Annotated in this window: 17 protein-coding genes; 11 read left to right on the top strand and 6 right to left on the bottom strand. The window is 36.4% G+C overall.

The window, feature by feature from the left end:
• Window positions 1-83 precede the first annotated feature (83 nt).
• Window positions 84-980, top strand: coding sequence for a site-specific tyrosine recombinase XerD (gene xerD / locus KO521_RS09460; protein WP_215939684.1), 897 nt, complete (start codon window positions 84-86; stop codon window positions 978-980).
• Window positions 981-985: 5 nt separating this feature from the next.
• Here xerD and KO521_RS09455 read toward each other — a convergent pair whose 3' ends face one another.
• Window positions 986-1,489, bottom strand: coding sequence for a hypothetical protein (locus tag KO521_RS09455; RefSeq protein ID WP_215939683.1), 504 nt, complete (start codon window positions 1,487-1,489; stop codon window positions 986-988).
• A gap of 221 nt (window positions 1,490-1,710) precedes the next feature.
• On the opposite strand from KO521_RS09455, the gene KO521_RS09450 reads away from it, so the two are divergent.
• The gene (locus KO521_RS09450) at window positions 1,711-3,405 is read left to right on the top strand and encodes a glycoside hydrolase family 13 protein (RefSeq protein WP_215939682.1); all 1,695 of its coding nucleotides are present in this window, start codon (window positions 1,711-1,713) and stop codon (window positions 3,403-3,405) included.
• On the opposite strand, the gene KO521_RS09445 is transcribed toward KO521_RS09450, so the two are convergent.
• Window positions 3,390-4,715 (bottom strand): NAD(P)/FAD-dependent oxidoreductase, encoded by a 1,326-nt coding sequence (locus KO521_RS09445; RefSeq protein ID WP_215939681.1) that lies wholly within the window; start codon window positions 4,713-4,715, stop codon window positions 3,390-3,392. The genes KO521_RS09450 and KO521_RS09445 overlap by 16 nt on opposite strands.
• A gap of 322 nt (window positions 4,716-5,037) precedes the next feature.
• On the opposite strand from KO521_RS09445, the gene KO521_RS09440 reads away from it, so the two are divergent.
• Both KO521_RS09440 and KO521_RS09435 read left to right on the top strand, forming a co-directional pair.
• Window positions 5,038-5,532, top strand: a complete 495-nt coding sequence (locus KO521_RS09440; RefSeq protein WP_215939680.1) for an RNA polymerase sigma factor — start codon at window positions 5,038-5,040, stop codon at window positions 5,530-5,532.
• 9 nt (window positions 5,533-5,541) lie between these two features.
• Window positions 5,542-6,192: a hypothetical protein gene (locus KO521_RS09435; protein WP_215939679.1), complete on the top strand. Its 651-nt coding sequence runs from the start codon at window positions 5,542-5,544 to the stop codon at window positions 6,190-6,192.
• Here the strand turns inward: KO521_RS09435 and KO521_RS09430 are convergent.
• Both KO521_RS09430 and KO521_RS09425 read right to left on the bottom strand, forming a co-directional pair.
• Window positions 6,189-7,004, bottom strand: a complete 816-nt coding sequence (locus tag KO521_RS09430; RefSeq protein WP_215939678.1) for a lysophospholipid acyltransferase family protein — start codon at window positions 7,002-7,004, stop codon at window positions 6,189-6,191. The genes KO521_RS09435 and KO521_RS09430 overlap by 4 nt on opposite strands.
• Before the next feature lie 25 nt (window positions 7,005-7,029).
• Window positions 7,030-7,674, bottom strand: coding sequence for an NUDIX hydrolase (locus KO521_RS09425; protein ID WP_215939677.1), 645 nt, complete (start codon window positions 7,672-7,674; stop codon window positions 7,030-7,032).
• On the opposite strand from KO521_RS09425, the gene KO521_RS09420 reads away from it, so the two are divergent.
• Window positions 7,673-8,380, top strand: a complete 708-nt coding sequence (locus KO521_RS09420) for a peptidylprolyl isomerase (protein ID WP_215939676.1) — start codon at window positions 7,673-7,675, stop codon at window positions 8,378-8,380. The genes KO521_RS09425 and KO521_RS09420 overlap by 2 nt on opposite strands.
• Before the next feature lie 19 nt (window positions 8,381-8,399).
• On the opposite strand, the gene KO521_RS09415 is transcribed toward KO521_RS09420, so the two are convergent.
• Window positions 8,400-9,011, bottom strand: a complete 612-nt coding sequence (locus KO521_RS09415) for a trimeric intracellular cation channel family protein (protein WP_215939675.1) — start codon at window positions 9,009-9,011, stop codon at window positions 8,400-8,402.
• Window positions 9,012-9,080: 69 nt separating this feature from the next.
• Window positions 9,081-9,797 carry an RDD family protein gene (locus KO521_RS09410; protein WP_215939674.1) on the bottom strand — a complete coding sequence of 239 codons (717 nt, stop codon included), beginning with the start codon at window positions 9,795-9,797 and terminating at the stop codon, window positions 9,081-9,083.
• 32 nt (window positions 9,798-9,829) lie between these two features.
• On the opposite strand from KO521_RS09410, the gene KO521_RS09405 reads away from it, so the two are divergent.
• Genes KO521_RS09405 through KO521_RS09380 form a run of 6 tightly spaced genes read left to right on the top strand, consistent with a single transcriptional unit; the run spans window position 9,830 to window position 15,936 of the window.
• Window positions 9,830-10,789, top strand: coding sequence for a stage II sporulation protein M (locus KO521_RS09405; protein WP_215939673.1), 960 nt, complete (start codon window positions 9,830-9,832; stop codon window positions 10,787-10,789).
• Entirely contained in the window at window positions 10,786-11,655 is an 870-nt protein-coding gene (locus KO521_RS09400) for a hypothetical protein (RefSeq protein WP_215939672.1), read from the top strand. The genes KO521_RS09405 and KO521_RS09400 overlap by 4 nt, the downstream gene beginning before the upstream one ends.
• Window positions 11,656-11,657: 2 nt before the next feature.
• Window positions 11,658-12,398 carry a DUF4129 domain-containing protein gene (locus tag KO521_RS09395; protein WP_215939671.1) on the top strand — a complete coding sequence of 247 codons (741 nt, stop codon included), beginning with the start codon at window positions 11,658-11,660 and terminating at the stop codon, window positions 12,396-12,398.
• Complete coding sequence (locus KO521_RS09390) at window positions 12,391-13,614, top strand: DUF4350 domain-containing protein (RefSeq protein WP_215939670.1); 1,224 nt, start codon at window positions 12,391-12,393, stop codon at window positions 13,612-13,614. Before KO521_RS09395 ends, KO521_RS09390 begins: the two co-directional genes overlap by 8 nt.
• The gene (locus tag KO521_RS09385) at window positions 13,604-14,602 is read left to right on the top strand and encodes an AAA family ATPase (RefSeq protein ID WP_215939669.1); all 999 of its coding nucleotides are present in this window, start codon (window positions 13,604-13,606) and stop codon (window positions 14,600-14,602) included. The genes KO521_RS09390 and KO521_RS09385 overlap by 11 nt, the downstream gene beginning before the upstream one ends.
• Window positions 14,603-14,604: 2 nt before the next feature.
• On the top strand, window positions 14,605-15,936 hold the full coding sequence (locus KO521_RS09380; protein WP_215939668.1) for a DUF58 domain-containing protein: 1,332 nt from the start codon (window positions 14,605-14,607) through the stop codon (window positions 15,934-15,936).
• The last annotated feature ends 63 nt before the right edge of the window (window positions 15,937-15,999 follow it).

The following is a 15,999-nucleotide window of genomic DNA, read 5'->3' as shown; positions in this document are numbered from 1 at the left end:
TCTTTAGCACAAAATTAAGCTGGTTTTTTTACGCCTAGCTAAAATTGAATTGTAAAGAACTTTGCAATGGTTAACTTTACAATATGAATTGGGACCAAGCGCTTCAAGACTATGGACATTATTTAAGAATTGAACGGGGACTCTCGGATAATTCTATAAAAAATTACCGTTGGGACATTCTGAAGCTCATGGAATTTTTAAATAACAACTCTTTAGACGACAACCCTAAACGAATACCAAAAGAAACACTTCAAAAATTTGTCTATGAGGTTGCCAAGACTATGAATCCCAGGTCTCAAGCAAGAATTATATCTGGACTAAAAAGTTTTTTCAACTATTTGGTATTTGAGGATTATAGAGAGGATAACCCTATGGATCTAATAGATTCCCCAAAAATTGGCCGTAAACTACCGGACACATTATCCGAAGATGAAATAAACCAAATTATTGAAGCCATAGACCTTTCAAAAGCTGAAGGTGAGCGTAACCGAGCTATGCTTGAAACTTTATATGGATGTGGTCTGCGTGTTTCAGAACTAGTAGGTTTAAAAATTTCGGATTTATTTTTTGAAGAGGATTTTATCAAAGTAACCGGCAAAGGAGACAAACAGCGCTTTGTTCCCATTAGTGAGGTGAATAAAAAGTATATTACCCTTTACCGAAAAGAGATACGGGTACACCAAGACATTAAAAAAGGTTTTGAAGATATTCTATTTTTAAACAGACGAGGAAGACAATTAACCCGTGCCATGATCTTCACAATCATTAAGAGGTTAGCGGTAGAAATCGGTTTGAAAAAAAATATCAGTCCGCATACTTTTAGACATTCTTTTGCAACGCATCTATTACAGAATGGTGCCGATTTAAGAGCCATTCAACAAATGTTGGGTCATGAGAGCATTACAACTACCGAAGTGTATGTTCATATAGACCGCACGCACCTTACCGAGGTCATGAACAAGTTTCATCCAAGAAATTAGAGGGATTAAAATTTTATTTTACTCTTTACAGAGAATAGGCTTGGCATTCCATAAGTGCCTATGTTGGATTTGTTAAAATTTAAATCGTGATTGACCTCCATCATAACATTTTTGTTAAGGTCATAACCAACGCCGTTGGTCATTATATAGCGTGGTTTGGCCGCCTTAAATCCATGTTTATCCAACTCTCGCTCCATCGCAACCCCGTTTACGAAATATAGCTTATCGCCAACATATTTTTTTAGTTTAAGTTCTATACGATGCACATCAAACGTTCTATACGTATCATAAAAGTTCTTGAGTTCTACCATAAATTTATCATCCAGTTTGTACCCTATTGTGTATTGGGAATGCATTTCATTATCCATAAACACCGGATAAGCAAAGCTGTCTGTATAAAAATTGGAAGTTTCCGTAGTCTGTTCAAAATCCTGATTCGGATTTGGGTTCTGTGCTCTTCCTATTACCATACAAAGAAAAAGAAATACAATTCTAACAAGAGTAATCATAGATTGGTTTTGCTGTGCTAAATATAACCATCCCTCTTTAAAATTGAAGTTATTTCTGACAAATTTAACCTTTCAATACAAAGTCAAAATTTGACTATATAACTCTAAAAACCTTTTTTCTAAAAAAATTATGAACCGAAAACGTTGTAGTACTAACCCATATATATAAAACATATTTTCTTTCATTTACTAGTTCTATATTTAATCCCAAATAGTTGAAAATGAGCAAGAGTACCGAAAGAAAATGGTGGAAAGAAGGTGTTGTCTATCAGATATACCCAAGAAGTTTTCAAGATACTACGGGTAATGGCATAGGAGATTTACAGGGCATCATCAAAAGGTTGGATTATATAAAAAGTCTTGGCATAGATATCATTTGGCTCAACCCCGTTTACACCTCCCCTAACGATGATAACGGTTATGACATTTCTGACTATAGAGATATTATGGCAGAGTTTGGTACAATGGCCGATATAGATGAACTAATGACCGAAATGAAGAAAAGAAATCTTCGTTTGGTGATGGACCTTGTTGTAAACCATAGTAGTGATGAGCACCAATGGTTTGTAGAATCCAGAAAATCACGAGACAATAAATACAGGGATTACTACCATTGGTGGCCTGCGGAAAAAGGAACACCTCCAAAGCGCTTTAGCTATTTTGACGTAGATAGCAATGCTTGGAAATATGATAAGCCTACAGATGCATACTATCTTCACTATTATTCAGAAAAGCAACCAGACCTAAAATGGGAGAATCCTAAAGTGCGCCAAGAAGTGTATGACCTTATGACCTTTTGGTTTGACAAGGGCATAGACGGTTTCCGTATGGATGTTATCTCAACTATATCAAAAGATGTTAATTATCCTGAGCTCCCAAAGAAATACAATGGTGATTTTATACCTTATTATGCAGAAGGACCGCACTTGCATGAGTATTTAAATGAAATGAATATAAAAGTCCTTAGCAAGTATGATGTAATGACCGTTGGTGAAGCTCCTGGTGTTCAGAAGGAACAAGCCTTAGATTTTGTTGATGAGGACCGCAATGAGCTTAATATGTTTTTCCACTTTGACCTTATGGGCCTAGATCGTGAACCTGGAGAAACTTTTAAGATGAGTAAAGAAGCTTGGAAGTTAACCGAATTCAAAAAAATATTCTCGGATTGGGATGATGCTTTTTCCAAAAAAGGTTGGGGAAGCCTATATTTAAACAATCATGATTTTCCGCGAAGCGTGAGCCGTTGGGGTAATGACTCTAAAATACACTGGCAAAATTCTGCCACTTTATTACAGACCTTTTTACTTACTATGCGCGGTACTCCCTATTTTCTTTATGGGGAAGAAATTGGTATGACCAATATTAAATTCAACAGCATAACGGACTACCAAGATATCAATACCCGCACTCGATATGAAGGTATAAAAAAAGCCGGTGGAGATTTAAATGCCTTTATTGAGGATGAAAAAAAAGCCGGTAGAGATAATGCCAGAACTCCTATGCAGTGGGACACCCAAGTAAATTCTGGGTTTTCACAAGAAAAACCTTGGCTTAAAGTAAATGAAAATTTTAAGGAGGGTATTAATGTTGCTGAACAAGAGCCTGAAAAAGACTCTGTTCTTAATTACTTTAGATATATGGTTCAAGTACGTAAAAAGAACCTTGCTCTTGTATACGGAACTTATCAGTTGTTATTGGCGGATGATTCCGAGATTTACGCGTATTTACGTTCCTATGAAGAAAAACGCTTTCTAGTACTTTTGAACTTTTCTACCAAAAGAAATACAGTTACTATTGATGAAATCAGTTTTGAGAAAGCCCATCTTATAATTTCAAATGATGATGCGGAAAACAACAAAACCGATACTAGTTTTGAACTTACGCCATATCAGTCAGTAGTTTATGAAGTTTTCTGATTGTCTTTAAATAAAGAATAATCGCGTTGGTAGGGACGTATGATCAATCGTGCTTCCCTATCAAAACGCACATAATTATATACCCAGTTTACGAACACCACTACTCTATTTCTAAATCCTATTAGAAAAAAGAGGTGAACGAACATCCAAACGAACCAAGCAAAAACACCTTGGAACCGGTAATTTTTTAAATCCACCACAGCCTTGTTACGGCCCACGGTAGCCATACTTCCTTTATCTTTATATTCAAAAGGCTTCATTGGTTCATTACGTACCAATCGCAATAAGTTATCTCCCAAGTTCCTACCTTGCTGAATGGCAGGTTGCGCCATCATTGGGTGACCATGGGGTGTTTCTGCGGTTTGCATACATGCGATATCTCCAACAGCAAAAATAAAATCCTGTCCCAAAACCTGATTGAACTCGTTTACTTTAAGTCGGTTACCCCGTACTAAAAACTCTTCAGCATCCAAGCCACCAATGGGCACACCTTTTACACCTGCGGCCCATACTAGAGTTGCGGCTTCAAATTTTAATTCGGTTTTAGTACGTGCGGTTTTCCCATCATAGTTTACAACACGGGTATTTTTCCAGATATTAACACCTAGGCTTTCCAAAAAATCTTCGGCTTTTCTTGATGCATTGTCACTCATTCCCTTTAAAATCCTATCACCGGACTGTACCAAATTAATTTGAGCTCTACGGGTATCCAAATCTGGATAATCTTTAGGAAGTATCCCCTTTTTAATTTCTGCCAATGCACCCGCCAACTCAACACCTGTAGGTCCTCCGCCAACTATAATAAAGTTCATTAAAGCATCACGCTCGTGAAGGTCGTCCGTTAACAGCGCTTGTTCAAAATTTTCAAGTATAAGACTTCTTAAATTTAAGGATTGGGGTATGCTTTTCATAGCCATTCCATTTGCCTCTATTTCCGTATTTCCAAAAAAATTGGTTGTGGAACCGGCTGCAATGACTAAATAATCATATGCCAAATTACCTATGTTGGTAGTAATTGTTTTTGATTTTGGCTCTACATTCTGTACTTCCGCCAGACGGAAAAAAAAGTTACTATAATCCTGTAAGATTTTACGAATGGGATACGCAATGGAATCCGGTTCAAGACCACCTGTAGATACTTGATATAAAAGTGGCTGAAACGTATGGTAATTATTCTTGTCCAGAAGTACGACCTGTACTTCTTTCTTACTTAGTTTTTTCGCTAATGCTACGCCTCCAAAACCACCGCCTACGATAACTATTCGCGGTAGACTGGATTTGGGCAAATTAAGGGCATCTGTATCTGACATGGATTAAAATATGCGCAAAATTAAACATTCATTATGTACCCAACCGATTAACCGAAGGTTTTATTATACTCCAACCAATCAATAATGTAAGAAAATTCATTATTTTTCGGTATTCGTTCTTAATTCCAACTTTTCTAAAAATATAAAACTGAAAAAAATCCATTAAATTTCTTCGACCTTTAAAATTATAATCTACTTAAAATCAACAGAATTTAATTTGTTCAATCCATAAATCTTAATTTATTCTTAATTTTTATCACTTTTGAGTGTAACAATTAATCCTTTTAAGCTACTTATTGTCTAACAACCTACCTACCCTAGCGTGAATAAAGAACTGGAACATCAATTTGTGACGGAACTTGAGAACAATCAGAACATTGTTCACAAGGTCTGTACATTGTACACCAATGATAGGGATTCGCACAATGACCTGTTTCAGGAAATTACAATTCAGCTATGGAAGGCTTATCCTAAGTTTAGGGGTGAATCTAAATTTAGTACTTGGATGTACCGTGTAGCGCTGAATACGGCTATAACTTTGTACCGAAAGTCTAAAAGACGGGTCCGGACACAAGATTATGAATCGGTAATATTTAAAATAAAAGCCGACGAATATGATGCCACCGAAGAAGAGCAATTAAAGCTCATGTACAAAGCGGTTAAGCAATTGGGAGACATTGATAAAGCTTTGGTGTTTTTATATCTAGAGGATAAAGATTATCGTGAGATAAGTGAAACTCTTGGTATTAGTGAAGTTAATGCACGTGTGAAGATGAACAGGGTCAAGAAAAAATTACGAACCGTATTGAATCCTTAAGGAGATGAGATGATGGACGAACTGGAACTTTTAAAGAAAGATTGGCAAAAAAAGGGAGAACAACTTCCTAAATTGACCTATGACGATATTCATAGAATGACTTGGAAGAAGTCTTCTTCCATAGTTAAATGGATATTGATTATCAGTATATTAGAGATAATTATACCCAACCTCCTCTACTTGATTCCCTCTTTTAGACAAAGCATGAGTATCTACGAAAATACCGTAGTAGATCAATACTTTATGGGCATGACCGTTGTCTATTATCTTGTGGTATTTTATTTTATCTACCTCTTCTATAAAAGGTATAAAGAAATCTCGGTATTGGATAGTGCCAAGGGGCTAATGCGTAAAATAATCAGAACAAGAAGGACGGTAAAATATTATGTAATATTTTCACTATCAACTATATTGGTCTTTATAGCTATAGTCATTATAGGTATTTACCTAAATGATAGTTTTATGGATAATTTTACGGAATTAGCTGGTGATTCAAAAGAAGTTTCTCCAGAAAAGCTCAAAACTACCTTAATGGTCTCAATGGCAATTTTAGGAGTTGTTTTGACCGCCTTTTTTGGGGGTATTTATTTTCTTCTCTATGGGTTACTTCTTAGGAAACTAAAAAGTAATTATAAAGAACTAAAAAAGCTTGAAGTCTAGATTTTATGTCTGTTGCGGTACCTTCTCAATTCATTTTCCTCTTCGTAAGCCATAAGGTCTTTTTTAGAAATAACCTTTAAGAAAGATGGGTGCTGCTCTATAGCGTATTCTAGTTTTTCTATGATAGCATCAAAAGACTCATTCTCATAATCTATCTCTAAAGGTTCTTTGATCACTATAGACTGTAGAATGCCTTTTTTCTTTATACGAAGTCCCTTTTTATCAAAAGAACGTCTAAAACCATCAATAACGACGGGAACTACAACGGGCTTGTACTTTTTTATAATATGTGCCGTACCTTTTCGTAAAGGTTTCCAAGGTGTGGTCGTTCCTTGTGGAAAAGTAATCACCCAACCATCATTAAGCGCTTTTCCAATACTAGAAATATCGCTCATTTTTACTTGACGGTTAATGTCCTTCCCTTCGGCCCGCCATGTTCTTTCAACACTCACAGAACCAGCATACGCGAATATTTTGGTCAGAAGGCTCTTTTTCATAGTTTCCGCTGCCGCCACGTAATACATGTTCAGTTTGGGATTCCAGATATATCCAACGTTCTTAATATTATTGTCGCGTCCTTTTAAACTTGCATTGAATACGTGAAACATAGCAACAACATCTGCAAAATAGGTCTGATGGTTACTAACAAAAAGAACATTTTTCTCCGGTAGGGATCTGATAATGTCCGACCCTTCTATTTCTAGACTATTAAACCGCTTGTATCTAGAATGCGTAACTATCCCTATTAGGCGGATAAGCCACTTTTTTAGAAACAAGATATGTCCGAAAGGATTTTCCTTAAATAAGCTCATAGGCAGCAAAAATACGAATTTACCCCTATAAAACCTGTTGTAATAAGATTCTGATTTCACTCAGCATCATTCCGGTAGCACCCCAAACGGTATAACCATTTAATTTAAAGGCAGGTACAGGTACATTTGTTGCATATGAAGTAGTCATTTCTTCAATAAAAATATTGGCATCATCCATAAAATCAACCAAAGGAACTTCCACCAATTCCTCTACTTCAGCCTCTTGTAGCAAGAATGGTTTTGGATTAGTATATATTCCCATAAAAGGGTGAACATTAAAATTACTGGGCGGAATATATATTTCCGTTAAGGATTTTATGACCTTAATATGGTTTGGCTCTACCCCTACCTCCTCATGCGTTTCCCTAAGTGCCGTAGCCATCATATCTATATCTTCAGCTTCAACTTGCCCCCCGGGAAAACCAATCTGATTAGAGTGCACATCTTTTGGATGACTTTTTCGTAAAATGAGCAAAAGCCGGGTGATATTTGCCTCATCTGGATAAAAAAGGGCCATAACCGCAGCTTTTTTGGTTATTTGGGGTTTTTCACGTGCAGTCTGTAGCTCCTCTAATCTAAATTGGGGAGCCATTTTTAAATGCGATGCCTCTCCAGGTAAAGGCAGATTCTTTATTTTTGGAATTCGAATAGAGAAATCATCAAAATTCATGACAATCAGAAATTCTTTTATAATAGCAATATTACCACTTATTTTTCTTGCTTCATGTGGTGAAAGTCCTAAAGAAAAGCAAAAACCCAAGGTAGAAGCCGAAGTAAAAAAAGATACCGTTACAATAGACTCTGCGGAAATAAAAAAAGAAAAATTTGTACTGACCGAAGAAAACGCCATTGACTTTTTCTTTGAATACCAAAAAGACTTAAAAGTAGACAAAGTTAAAATCACCACACGCTTGGGGAGTTTTACGGTTCAGTTATTTGATAATGTTCCCTACCACAAAGCAAACTTTATCTATCTCACCAGAAAAGGATATTTTAATGATACTCAGTTTCACCGAATCGTAAAGAATTTCATCATTCAGGGAGGAAATTCAGACGATATAAAAACAGGGAAAAAACGAAGTGAAATTGGCAGATACCTTTTGCCTCCGGACACCCGAAAAGGTCATAAACACCACAGAGGTGTAATCTCAATGCCAAGTAGCGAAATAAACAATCCGCATATGTTAGCATCGCCTTATGAATTTTTTATCGTCGTAACAAAGCCTGGTTCTTATCACTTAGACGGAGAATTCACACCCTTTGGAAAAGTCATTGAAGGTATGGATGTAGTTGATAAAATAAACAGTGTAAAAACCGAAAAGGGCGACTGGCCTTCTCAAAATATTTATATCCAAAAAGCGGAAGTTATAGAGTAAAAAACTGAATATCAGTCCTCTATTTTTCCATATATATATTTGGCAGCGCTATTCCCAATTTCACTGCCAATAAACGAGCAATTATGATTATAAGAATGGCCGCCACATAGGCGTAGGCACCATCTATTGGTAACAGTACCAATATAAAATAACTGGTACCCCCCAAGATACATGCCGTTGCATAGATTTCCTTAGTTCTGAAAATTACGGGAATCTCATTACAGAGCATATCGCGGATAACGCCTCCAAAACAAGCTGTAATTGTACCCAAAGCAATACACATTACAGGTAACAAGTTTGCTGTTAAACCTTTCTCAATCCCCAACATGGTAAATAGACCAATACCTATGGTGTCAAATAAAAACAATGTTCTCCGCAAATGTTTTAAATGCCTTGCAAAAATTACTGAAAAGACTACAGCAACAGCAATTACAGTAATGTAGACTGGTTCTCGCATCCAAAGTACGGGCGTATTGCCTATAAGCATATCCCGTAGCGTACCACCACCCACTGCGGTAACGAACGAAATAATAAAAATCCCGAACAGGTCCAATTTTTTATCCATTGCCACCAAGACCCCGGAAATAGCAAAGGCTATGGTACCTAGAATATCAATTAAAAAATAAAACATGGGTATGGGATATTATTAGTGCGTTCTACAATGTGGTATTTCTACACAAGATTTAAAATCAGAACAATTTTAGAGTTGTTGCGTGTAATAGCTATAATCTTTAATTATTCGGTCTACAAAATCAATAGGGTTCATCTCAGTTGCAATGCTTGTAACCTTTTTGATCTGATCGCTCAAAGATACAATTACATTGTGATTTCCATTGCGTTTTGCTGAATCGTAAAATTCTTTTATAGTCTGCATTTCACGGTCTTTAAATATTGTAACCTGTGGAAATTGCGGCTTATAATCCTCAGGTAATTCCCTAAGTAAAGTGTCTTTTAAAGAAATCCGTTTTTTTTCACTGATCACTGTTGTACCAGCAGCTATATCCCCTACTCGTTGTCCATTCCCTCGAATTAAAATAGTTAACACGGCAACACCTCCGGAGGTAAGTACTACATCTATGATCCGTAAAATCCATCGTACAAAATAATTAGAAAAACCTGGTTTTGAACCGTCTAATTTTACTACACGTATTTTCATAACCGTTTTTCCAACGGTTTGGCCATCCATAAAGGTTTCTAGAAGTACATAATATAAAAATGCCGGTAGACTTATTAGCATATAAAGTGCCCACATATCCCCAAAATCTATATCCAACGAAACCAACAAGAGAATCATGGTTATGGTGTAGGCCAAAATGATTAAACTATCCAAAAGGTAGGCCAGCATACGGTCTCCTAAATGAGCTGTACGCTGATTAATAGTGATATTTTGGGCTGTTTCTATTTGAAATTGTTCCATAGTTTCGTTTCTTTGGTATAAACCAAGAGTTAATGCGCGAAGCCGCCTTTGTAAAGCAAAATAAAGACAAATGGGCTACTTTTGAAAATGCCCTGACCAACAAAACGGCTTTGACCCCTGATAAATTGTCCGATCTTTATATTGAAATTACGGACCATCTCAGCTATGCAAAGACCTTTTATGCCGGCAGCAATACGGAGTTTTATCTTAATACCCTAGCGTCTCAGGCGCACCAAAAAATCTACAAAACCAAACGCGAACCTAAGAACCGTATTCTAGAATTCTGGAAAACGGAATTTCCTACAATGTTCTATCAACACCAACGCGAATTATTGATCGCATTTTTGGTGTTCTTTTTTTTCAGTTTAGTAGGTGCCTTTTCAGCGGCCAACGAAGGTACGTTTGTTCGTTCAATTTTAGGCGATGGTTATGTAAATATGACTTTGGAAAATATTGAAAAGGGAGACTCTATGGCCGTTTATAAACAAATGGGTGAATTCAACATGTTCTTAGGTATTACTATTAATAATATTCGTGTGGCCTTAATGGCTTTCGCATATGGTATTTTACTTGGCATAGGCACCTTGTTCGTAATGATGCAGAATGGCATTATGTTGGGTAGTTTTCAATATTTCTTCTATGAAAAAGGATTGCTATGGGAATCCGTTAGAACCATTTGGATACATGGTACCATAGAAATATCCGTTATTATTATTGCGGGTTGTGCTGGGCTGGTGCTGGCCAATGGCATTCTATTCCCGGGCACATATACTAGGTTGGAATCTTTTAAAAGAGGCGTTCAAAACGGATTGAAAATTATGCTCAGTACCGTACCCTTTTTCATTATTGCCGGTTTCTTAGAAGGTTTTGTCACCCGCCATACAGAAATGCCGGACGTTTTGGCCATTCTCATAATTTTATCCTCCTTGGCACTTATCCTATTTTACTACGTTATATACCCTAAACGACTTAACAAAAAACCAGCCTCATGAAAGAACACATACAGTTTAAGAAACAACGGGAAATGAGCCAGATTCTTTCCGATACCTTTGGCTTTTTACGCAACGAATTCAAAACATTTTTTGGAGTATTTTTTAGAATTATTGCTCCTTTTTTGGCGGTTATGCTGATCAGCTATGGGTTTTACATGTTTCAAATAGGAGATGTTATGAGTCTAACTATGGGGGGGTCTACCTCACTTATAAACGGCTTTGCAGTTTTTATGGTCGCTCTTGTTTTTATACTGGCTACCGTTACCACTTACGTCATGGCGCAGGCCACTACACTCTTCTATATTAAATCGTACATTAAAAATAACGGTGTTATAGATTTTACGGAAATTAAGGAAAATGTATACGACTCTTTTTGGAAGTTTATAGGTTTAGGTTTTTTAGTGGCCATTTGTGTGGGAGTAGGTTTTCTTTTTTGCTTTCTGCCTGGAATATACCTTTATGTACCCTTGGTGCTATCTTTTAGCATTTTAGCTTTTGACGGAAAAAGTATTTCAGACGCTTTTAGTGATAGTTTTACGCTGGTAAAGGATTATTGGTGGGTAACCTTTGCCTCCTTATTTGTAGTAGGAATTATTGTTATGGTAGCAGGCTATGCTTTTGCATTGCCCGGTACAATATACTCCTATGCAAAAATGGGTATCCTTTCAGGAGAAATGGATGCTGAAAATTTTACGATTGCAGACCCTATCTCCATCATTTTAGGAATAATCAGTACTCTTGCACAGTTTCTATTACATATTATATCTGTTGTTGCAAGTGTTCTGATTTACTTTGATCTGAACGAGAAAAAGAACTTTACAGGCACTTTTGAACGCATAAAAAATCTTGGAGGAACCGAAGAATAAATATGCGTAAACTGCATTTCTCTTTATTATTAGTCTTGTGTTATTATGGAATTTTATCTGCTCAAAAAGATTCCTTGGGAATTGCCTATGACTCCGTTCCACTTCAGGTAAAGACCATAGGCGAAGAGGATCTGAGCAAATTTTATCAAGACGATGCTTTTAAATATGAAGTTTCAGTAGCGGAGCGTACTTGGTGGGATGATTTTTTAAGTTGGCTAAGCAATCTTATGCTGAGAATATTTGAAGGTATTTTTGGCGTAGAGAAAGCTTCTGGATTCCTTGCCGTTTTTTTCCGGCTCGTCCCCTATATTCTTTTGGGCGTATTGATTTATATTCTTATCCGGTTTTTCCTGAATATCAATGCAAGTGCCCTAAAACAAACTAAAACCAACAAAGCTCTTGTTTCATTATCCGAGGAGGAGCATATTATCAAGAATGAGAATATACAAGAATTAATTGAGCAAGCACTTGCTAAAAATGACTTTCGCTTAGCGGTACGGTATTCCTATTTGCAGATACTTAAGTTAATGAGCGAAAAAGAACTGATTGCGTGGGAACCTCAAAAAACCAATCATGATTACTTAAAGGAAATTTCCAAAGCCGAGCTTCAGAACCCATTTTCCACCATTACCCGCTTGTATGATTTTACCTGGTATGGAGATTTCCCCATTAGTGAAATAGAATATCAAAAAGCTAAGAAAACATTTTTATCCATAGCAAAAACCATAGGGGCAAATGGATAAAAAAGGGCTGAAATATATAATTGGCGCCATTGCTACAGTCGCTTTGCTAATGGTAATACAATACAGTGGTCCCAAAGAAATAAACTGGACCAACTCCTATGTTGCCAAACACAAAATACCCTACGGCACTTTTGTTTTGAACGATGTTATGCAAAACCTGTTTAAAGACAAGATTCAACAAGTAAACATTCCTCCTTTTGAGTTTCTAAAAGAAAATAAAAACATTTCGGGAACCTACTTTTTTGTAAACAACAATATAAGTTTTGGAGATACAGAGCTAGCTTCCCTTCTAGATTGGGTTGAAGACGGAAATACTCTTTTTATTGCATCAGAAAATTACGAAGAGCAACTTCTAGATACGTTAAAAATAAGTACGGCCAGCCTATTCAGCGGACTGGACAACATACGTTCTCACAAACACAGATTGGTCAACCCCCAACTCGCTTCTAAAGACGGTTACTTTTTTAATAAGGAAGACTATGCCACCTATTTCCAAGAGTTTAAAACTGATGCTGTAACCATCTTGGGAACCGTCACCAACATGAATAATGATAATACGGAAATAGAAAAAGAGCAAGTAAACAACGTAGTCAAAACTTCATTTGGTAAAGGAGAAATCATTTTAAGTACTTTTCCAAAAGCCTTTACCAATTATTTTATTTTAAAGGACAACAACAAACAATACACAGCGGGTCTCCTCTCTTACCTTAACGACTCGCGAACAATATACATGGATAATCATTATAAAAGTGGAAAATCTGTTTATACGTCTCCTATGTATGTTTTTTTGAATACCAAAGAATTTAAATGGGCCTACTACCTAGCTTTAATTGGTGTAGTCATTTATGTGTTTTTTGAAGGAAAACGGAAGCAACGTGCTATTCCGGTAATAACCCCTCTAAAAAATCAAACGCTGGCATTTACCCGTACCATTGCAGATATGTATTTTCTAAAAGGGGAACAAAAACAAATAGCAGAACACAAAATCGCTCACTTTTTGGAGCACATCCGTTCTGGATTTTATATGAATACTTTAAAGAAAGACAATGAATTTTTCACCAATCTTGCTTCTCGAAGCAGTCATAGGACTGAAGAAATCAAAAAACTTTTTTCACTTATAGCACAAGTAGAAGCAAAAAATAATTTGACCGATGCAGAGTTACAAAAACTGAATTCGGCGATAGAAAACTTTAAAAAGAAATCACATGGAAAATAATGAGATTCAAAACGAAGGCCTCAACTTCAACAATCGTATTCCCTTAGAAGATTTAAAGAATGCCGTTGATGGAATTAAAAGAGAACTTTCTAAAGTCATTATAGGGCAAGAAAACTTTATTGAACTTCTCATAGTGTCATTATTGGTTGATGGCCATGTGCTAATTGAAGGTGTACCAGGTATTGCCAAGACTATAACCGCCAAACTATTTGCGAAAACCCTTGAAACCGATTTTAGTAGAATACAGTTTACCCCGGATTTAATGCCCAGTGATATTCTTGGGACCTCTATTTTTAATGTTAAAACTTCTGAGTTTGAATATAAGAAAGGCCCTATTTTCTCTAATATTGTTTTGATAGACGAAATAAACCGGGCTCCCGCAAAAACACAAGCTGCTATGTTCGAAACCATGGAGGAACGCCAAGTAACTATGGATGGAAACACCTATAAAATGGAATCCCCCTTTATGGTATTGGCCACCCAAAACCCCATTGAACAAGAAGGAACCTATGCCTTACCGGAAGCTCAACTAGACCGTTTTCTTTTTAAAATAAAAGTAGAATATCCTTCACTGGAAGAAGAGGTTTTAATCATAAAGACACATCATGAACGTAAAGGTGCTATCGTAAAGGAAATGATTAACGGCATATTGAAACCCGAACACTTAAAAGGTTTTAAAGCAAATATTCAAGAGGTAATCGTTGAAGAAAAAATTATAAAATATATTGCCGAAATCATTTCAAAAACAAGAAACCATCCACATCTATATTTAGGTGGCTCACCACGAGCTTCCATTGCCACACTAAATGCGGCCAAAGCTTATGCGGCCATAAATGGAAGAGATTTTGTCACCCCCGAAGACATTAAGAAAACGTTAGTGCCGGTACTTAATCACAGGATTATCCTAACTCCAGAACGCGAAATGGAGGGAATGACCACAGAAAGTGTAATTCAAATGATAACAGAATCGGTAGAGATACCTAGGTAAGTATGCAGTTTCTAAGATCGTTCTACATACACAATGTTTTTTTTAGGTATATCGCTATACTTTCCGCAAGCTTTATTCTTAGCTATTGGGTACCCGTACTCTATCCTATTGCATGGCTTTTAAGCTTACTTTTGATTGCTTTATTTCTATTTGACACCTATCTCTTATACACCGCAAAAAAAGGAATTGTAGCTTCTAGAGTGTTGCCAAAAAAATTGTCCAATAGCGATTTGAACCCTATCGTCATCAAATATGAAAGTTATTATGCGTTTCTAGCCCATCTTTCCATTATAGACGAACTTCCTATACAATTTCAAAAGCGGGATTTTGAACATAAAACCACTCTATCAAAAGGGGATAAAAAAGATTTTAGCTATACCGTTAGGCCGGTAGACCGCGGGGCATATGTCTTTGGAAATCTTATTGTTTTTGCTTCTTCACCCTTAAAAATAGTAAAACGAAAGTTTGTTTTTCAAAAAGACCAGATGGTTCCGGTATACCCGAGTATCATACAGATGCAGCAGTATGATTTTTTGGCTATCAATAACCGACTTACAGAGATTGGTCTAAAAAAAATACGCCGTATCGGACATACGCAAGAATTTGAACAAATCAAAGAATATGTTCAAGGCGATGATTTTAGGACAGTGAATTGGAAAGCCACGGCCAAGCAAAACCAATTGATGGTCAACCAATATCAAGATGAGCGGTCGCAGCCCGTTTATTCTATTATAGATACAGGCCGAGTTATGAAAATGCCCTTTAACGGACTTAAACTACTAGATTATGCTATAAATTCCGCTTTAGCTTTTTCCAATGTTGCTTTAAAGCGAAATGACAAAACGGGCCTTGTTACATTCTCAAAAAAAATAGAATCCTTTGTTCCCGCGATTCAAAAAATCACACACTTAAATACCATTTTAGAAAAACTTTACAACGTTAATACGGAGTTTACAGATTCTGATTTTGGTATGCTCTACGCACACATTAAAAGAAAAGTCAACCAACGTAGTCTGCTTTTACTGTACACTAACTTTGAGCACATATCCGCTCTTAAAAGACAACTCCCTTTTTTAAGTGCCATCTCCAAAAAGCATGTGCTGGTAATTATATTTTTTGAAAACACGGAATTGGATACATTAATTTCAAAGGATGCCGAAGACCTGCAGGCCGTTTACCACAAAACTATAGCTGAAAAATTTACGTTAGAAAAACGTCTTATGCAGAAAGAACTTCAGAAATACGGTATACAGACCATTCTCACCAAACCAGAAAAACTAACTATAAATACCATCAACAAGTACTTGGAAATCAAGGCTCGGGGACTACTTTAAACCTTCTTCATAAATACAAAAGCAATCCATGGCGAATTAAATGAATAAAAGTTATTAACAAGT

It is taken from the genome of Zobellia uliginosa (assembly GCF_018860745.1).
Lineage (GTDB): Bacteria > Bacteroidota > Bacteroidia > Flavobacteriales > Flavobacteriaceae > Zobellia > Zobellia uliginosa_B.
This window is presented reverse-complemented; position numbering and strand designations above follow the sequence as displayed.

Excerpts from the sequence above, each read along its gene's own strand:
- KO521_RS09425 (WP_215939677.1), bottom strand. The coding sequence starts at position 7,674 with ATGAATTTTGATGATTTCTCTATTCGAATTCCAAAAATAAAGAATCTG.
- KO521_RS09445 (WP_215939681.1), bottom strand. The coding sequence starts at position 4,715 with ATGTCAGATACAGATGCCCTTAATTTGCCCAAATCCAGTCTACCGCGA.
- KO521_RS09455 (WP_215939683.1), bottom strand. The coding sequence starts at position 1,489 with ATGATTACTCTTGTTAGAATTGTATTTCTTTTTCTTTGTATGGTAATA.
- KO521_RS09450 (WP_215939682.1), top strand. The coding sequence starts at position 1,711 with ATGAGCAAGAGTACCGAAAGAAAATGGTGGAAAGAAGGTGTTGTCTAT.
- KO521_RS09400 (WP_215939672.1), top strand. The coding sequence starts at position 10,786 with ATGAAAGAACACATACAGTTTAAGAAACAACGGGAAATGAGCCAGATT.
- KO521_RS09390 (WP_215939670.1), top strand. The coding sequence starts at position 12,391 with ATGGATAAAAAAGGGCTGAAATATATAATTGGCGCCATTGCTACAGTC.
- xerD (WP_215939684.1), top strand. The coding sequence starts at position 84 with ATGAATTGGGACCAAGCGCTTCAAGACTATGGACATTATTTAAGAATT.
- KO521_RS09405 (WP_215939673.1), top strand. The coding sequence starts at position 9,830 with ATGCGCGAAGCCGCCTTTGTAAAGCAAAATAAAGACAAATGGGCTACT.
- KO521_RS09420 (WP_215939676.1), top strand. The coding sequence starts at position 7,673 with ATGACAATCAGAAATTCTTTTATAATAGCAATATTACCACTTATTTTT.
- KO521_RS09435 (WP_215939679.1), top strand. The coding sequence starts at position 5,542 with ATGATGGACGAACTGGAACTTTTAAAGAAAGATTGGCAAAAAAAGGGA.
- KO521_RS09395 (WP_215939671.1), top strand. The coding sequence starts at position 11,658 with ATGCGTAAACTGCATTTCTCTTTATTATTAGTCTTGTGTTATTATGGA.
- KO521_RS09430 (WP_215939678.1), bottom strand. The coding sequence starts at position 7,004 with ATGAGCTTATTTAAGGAAAATCCTTTCGGACATATCTTGTTTCTAAAA.
- KO521_RS09385 (WP_215939669.1), top strand. The coding sequence starts at position 13,604 with ATGGAAAATAATGAGATTCAAAACGAAGGCCTCAACTTCAACAATCGT.
- KO521_RS09415 (WP_215939675.1), bottom strand. The coding sequence starts at position 9,011 with ATGTTTTATTTTTTAATTGATATTCTAGGTACCATAGCCTTTGCTATT.
- KO521_RS09380 (WP_215939668.1), top strand. The coding sequence starts at position 14,605 with ATGCAGTTTCTAAGATCGTTCTACATACACAATGTTTTTTTTAGGTAT.
- KO521_RS09410 (WP_215939674.1), bottom strand. The coding sequence starts at position 9,797 with ATGGAACAATTTCAAATAGAAACAGCCCAAAATATCACTATTAATCAG.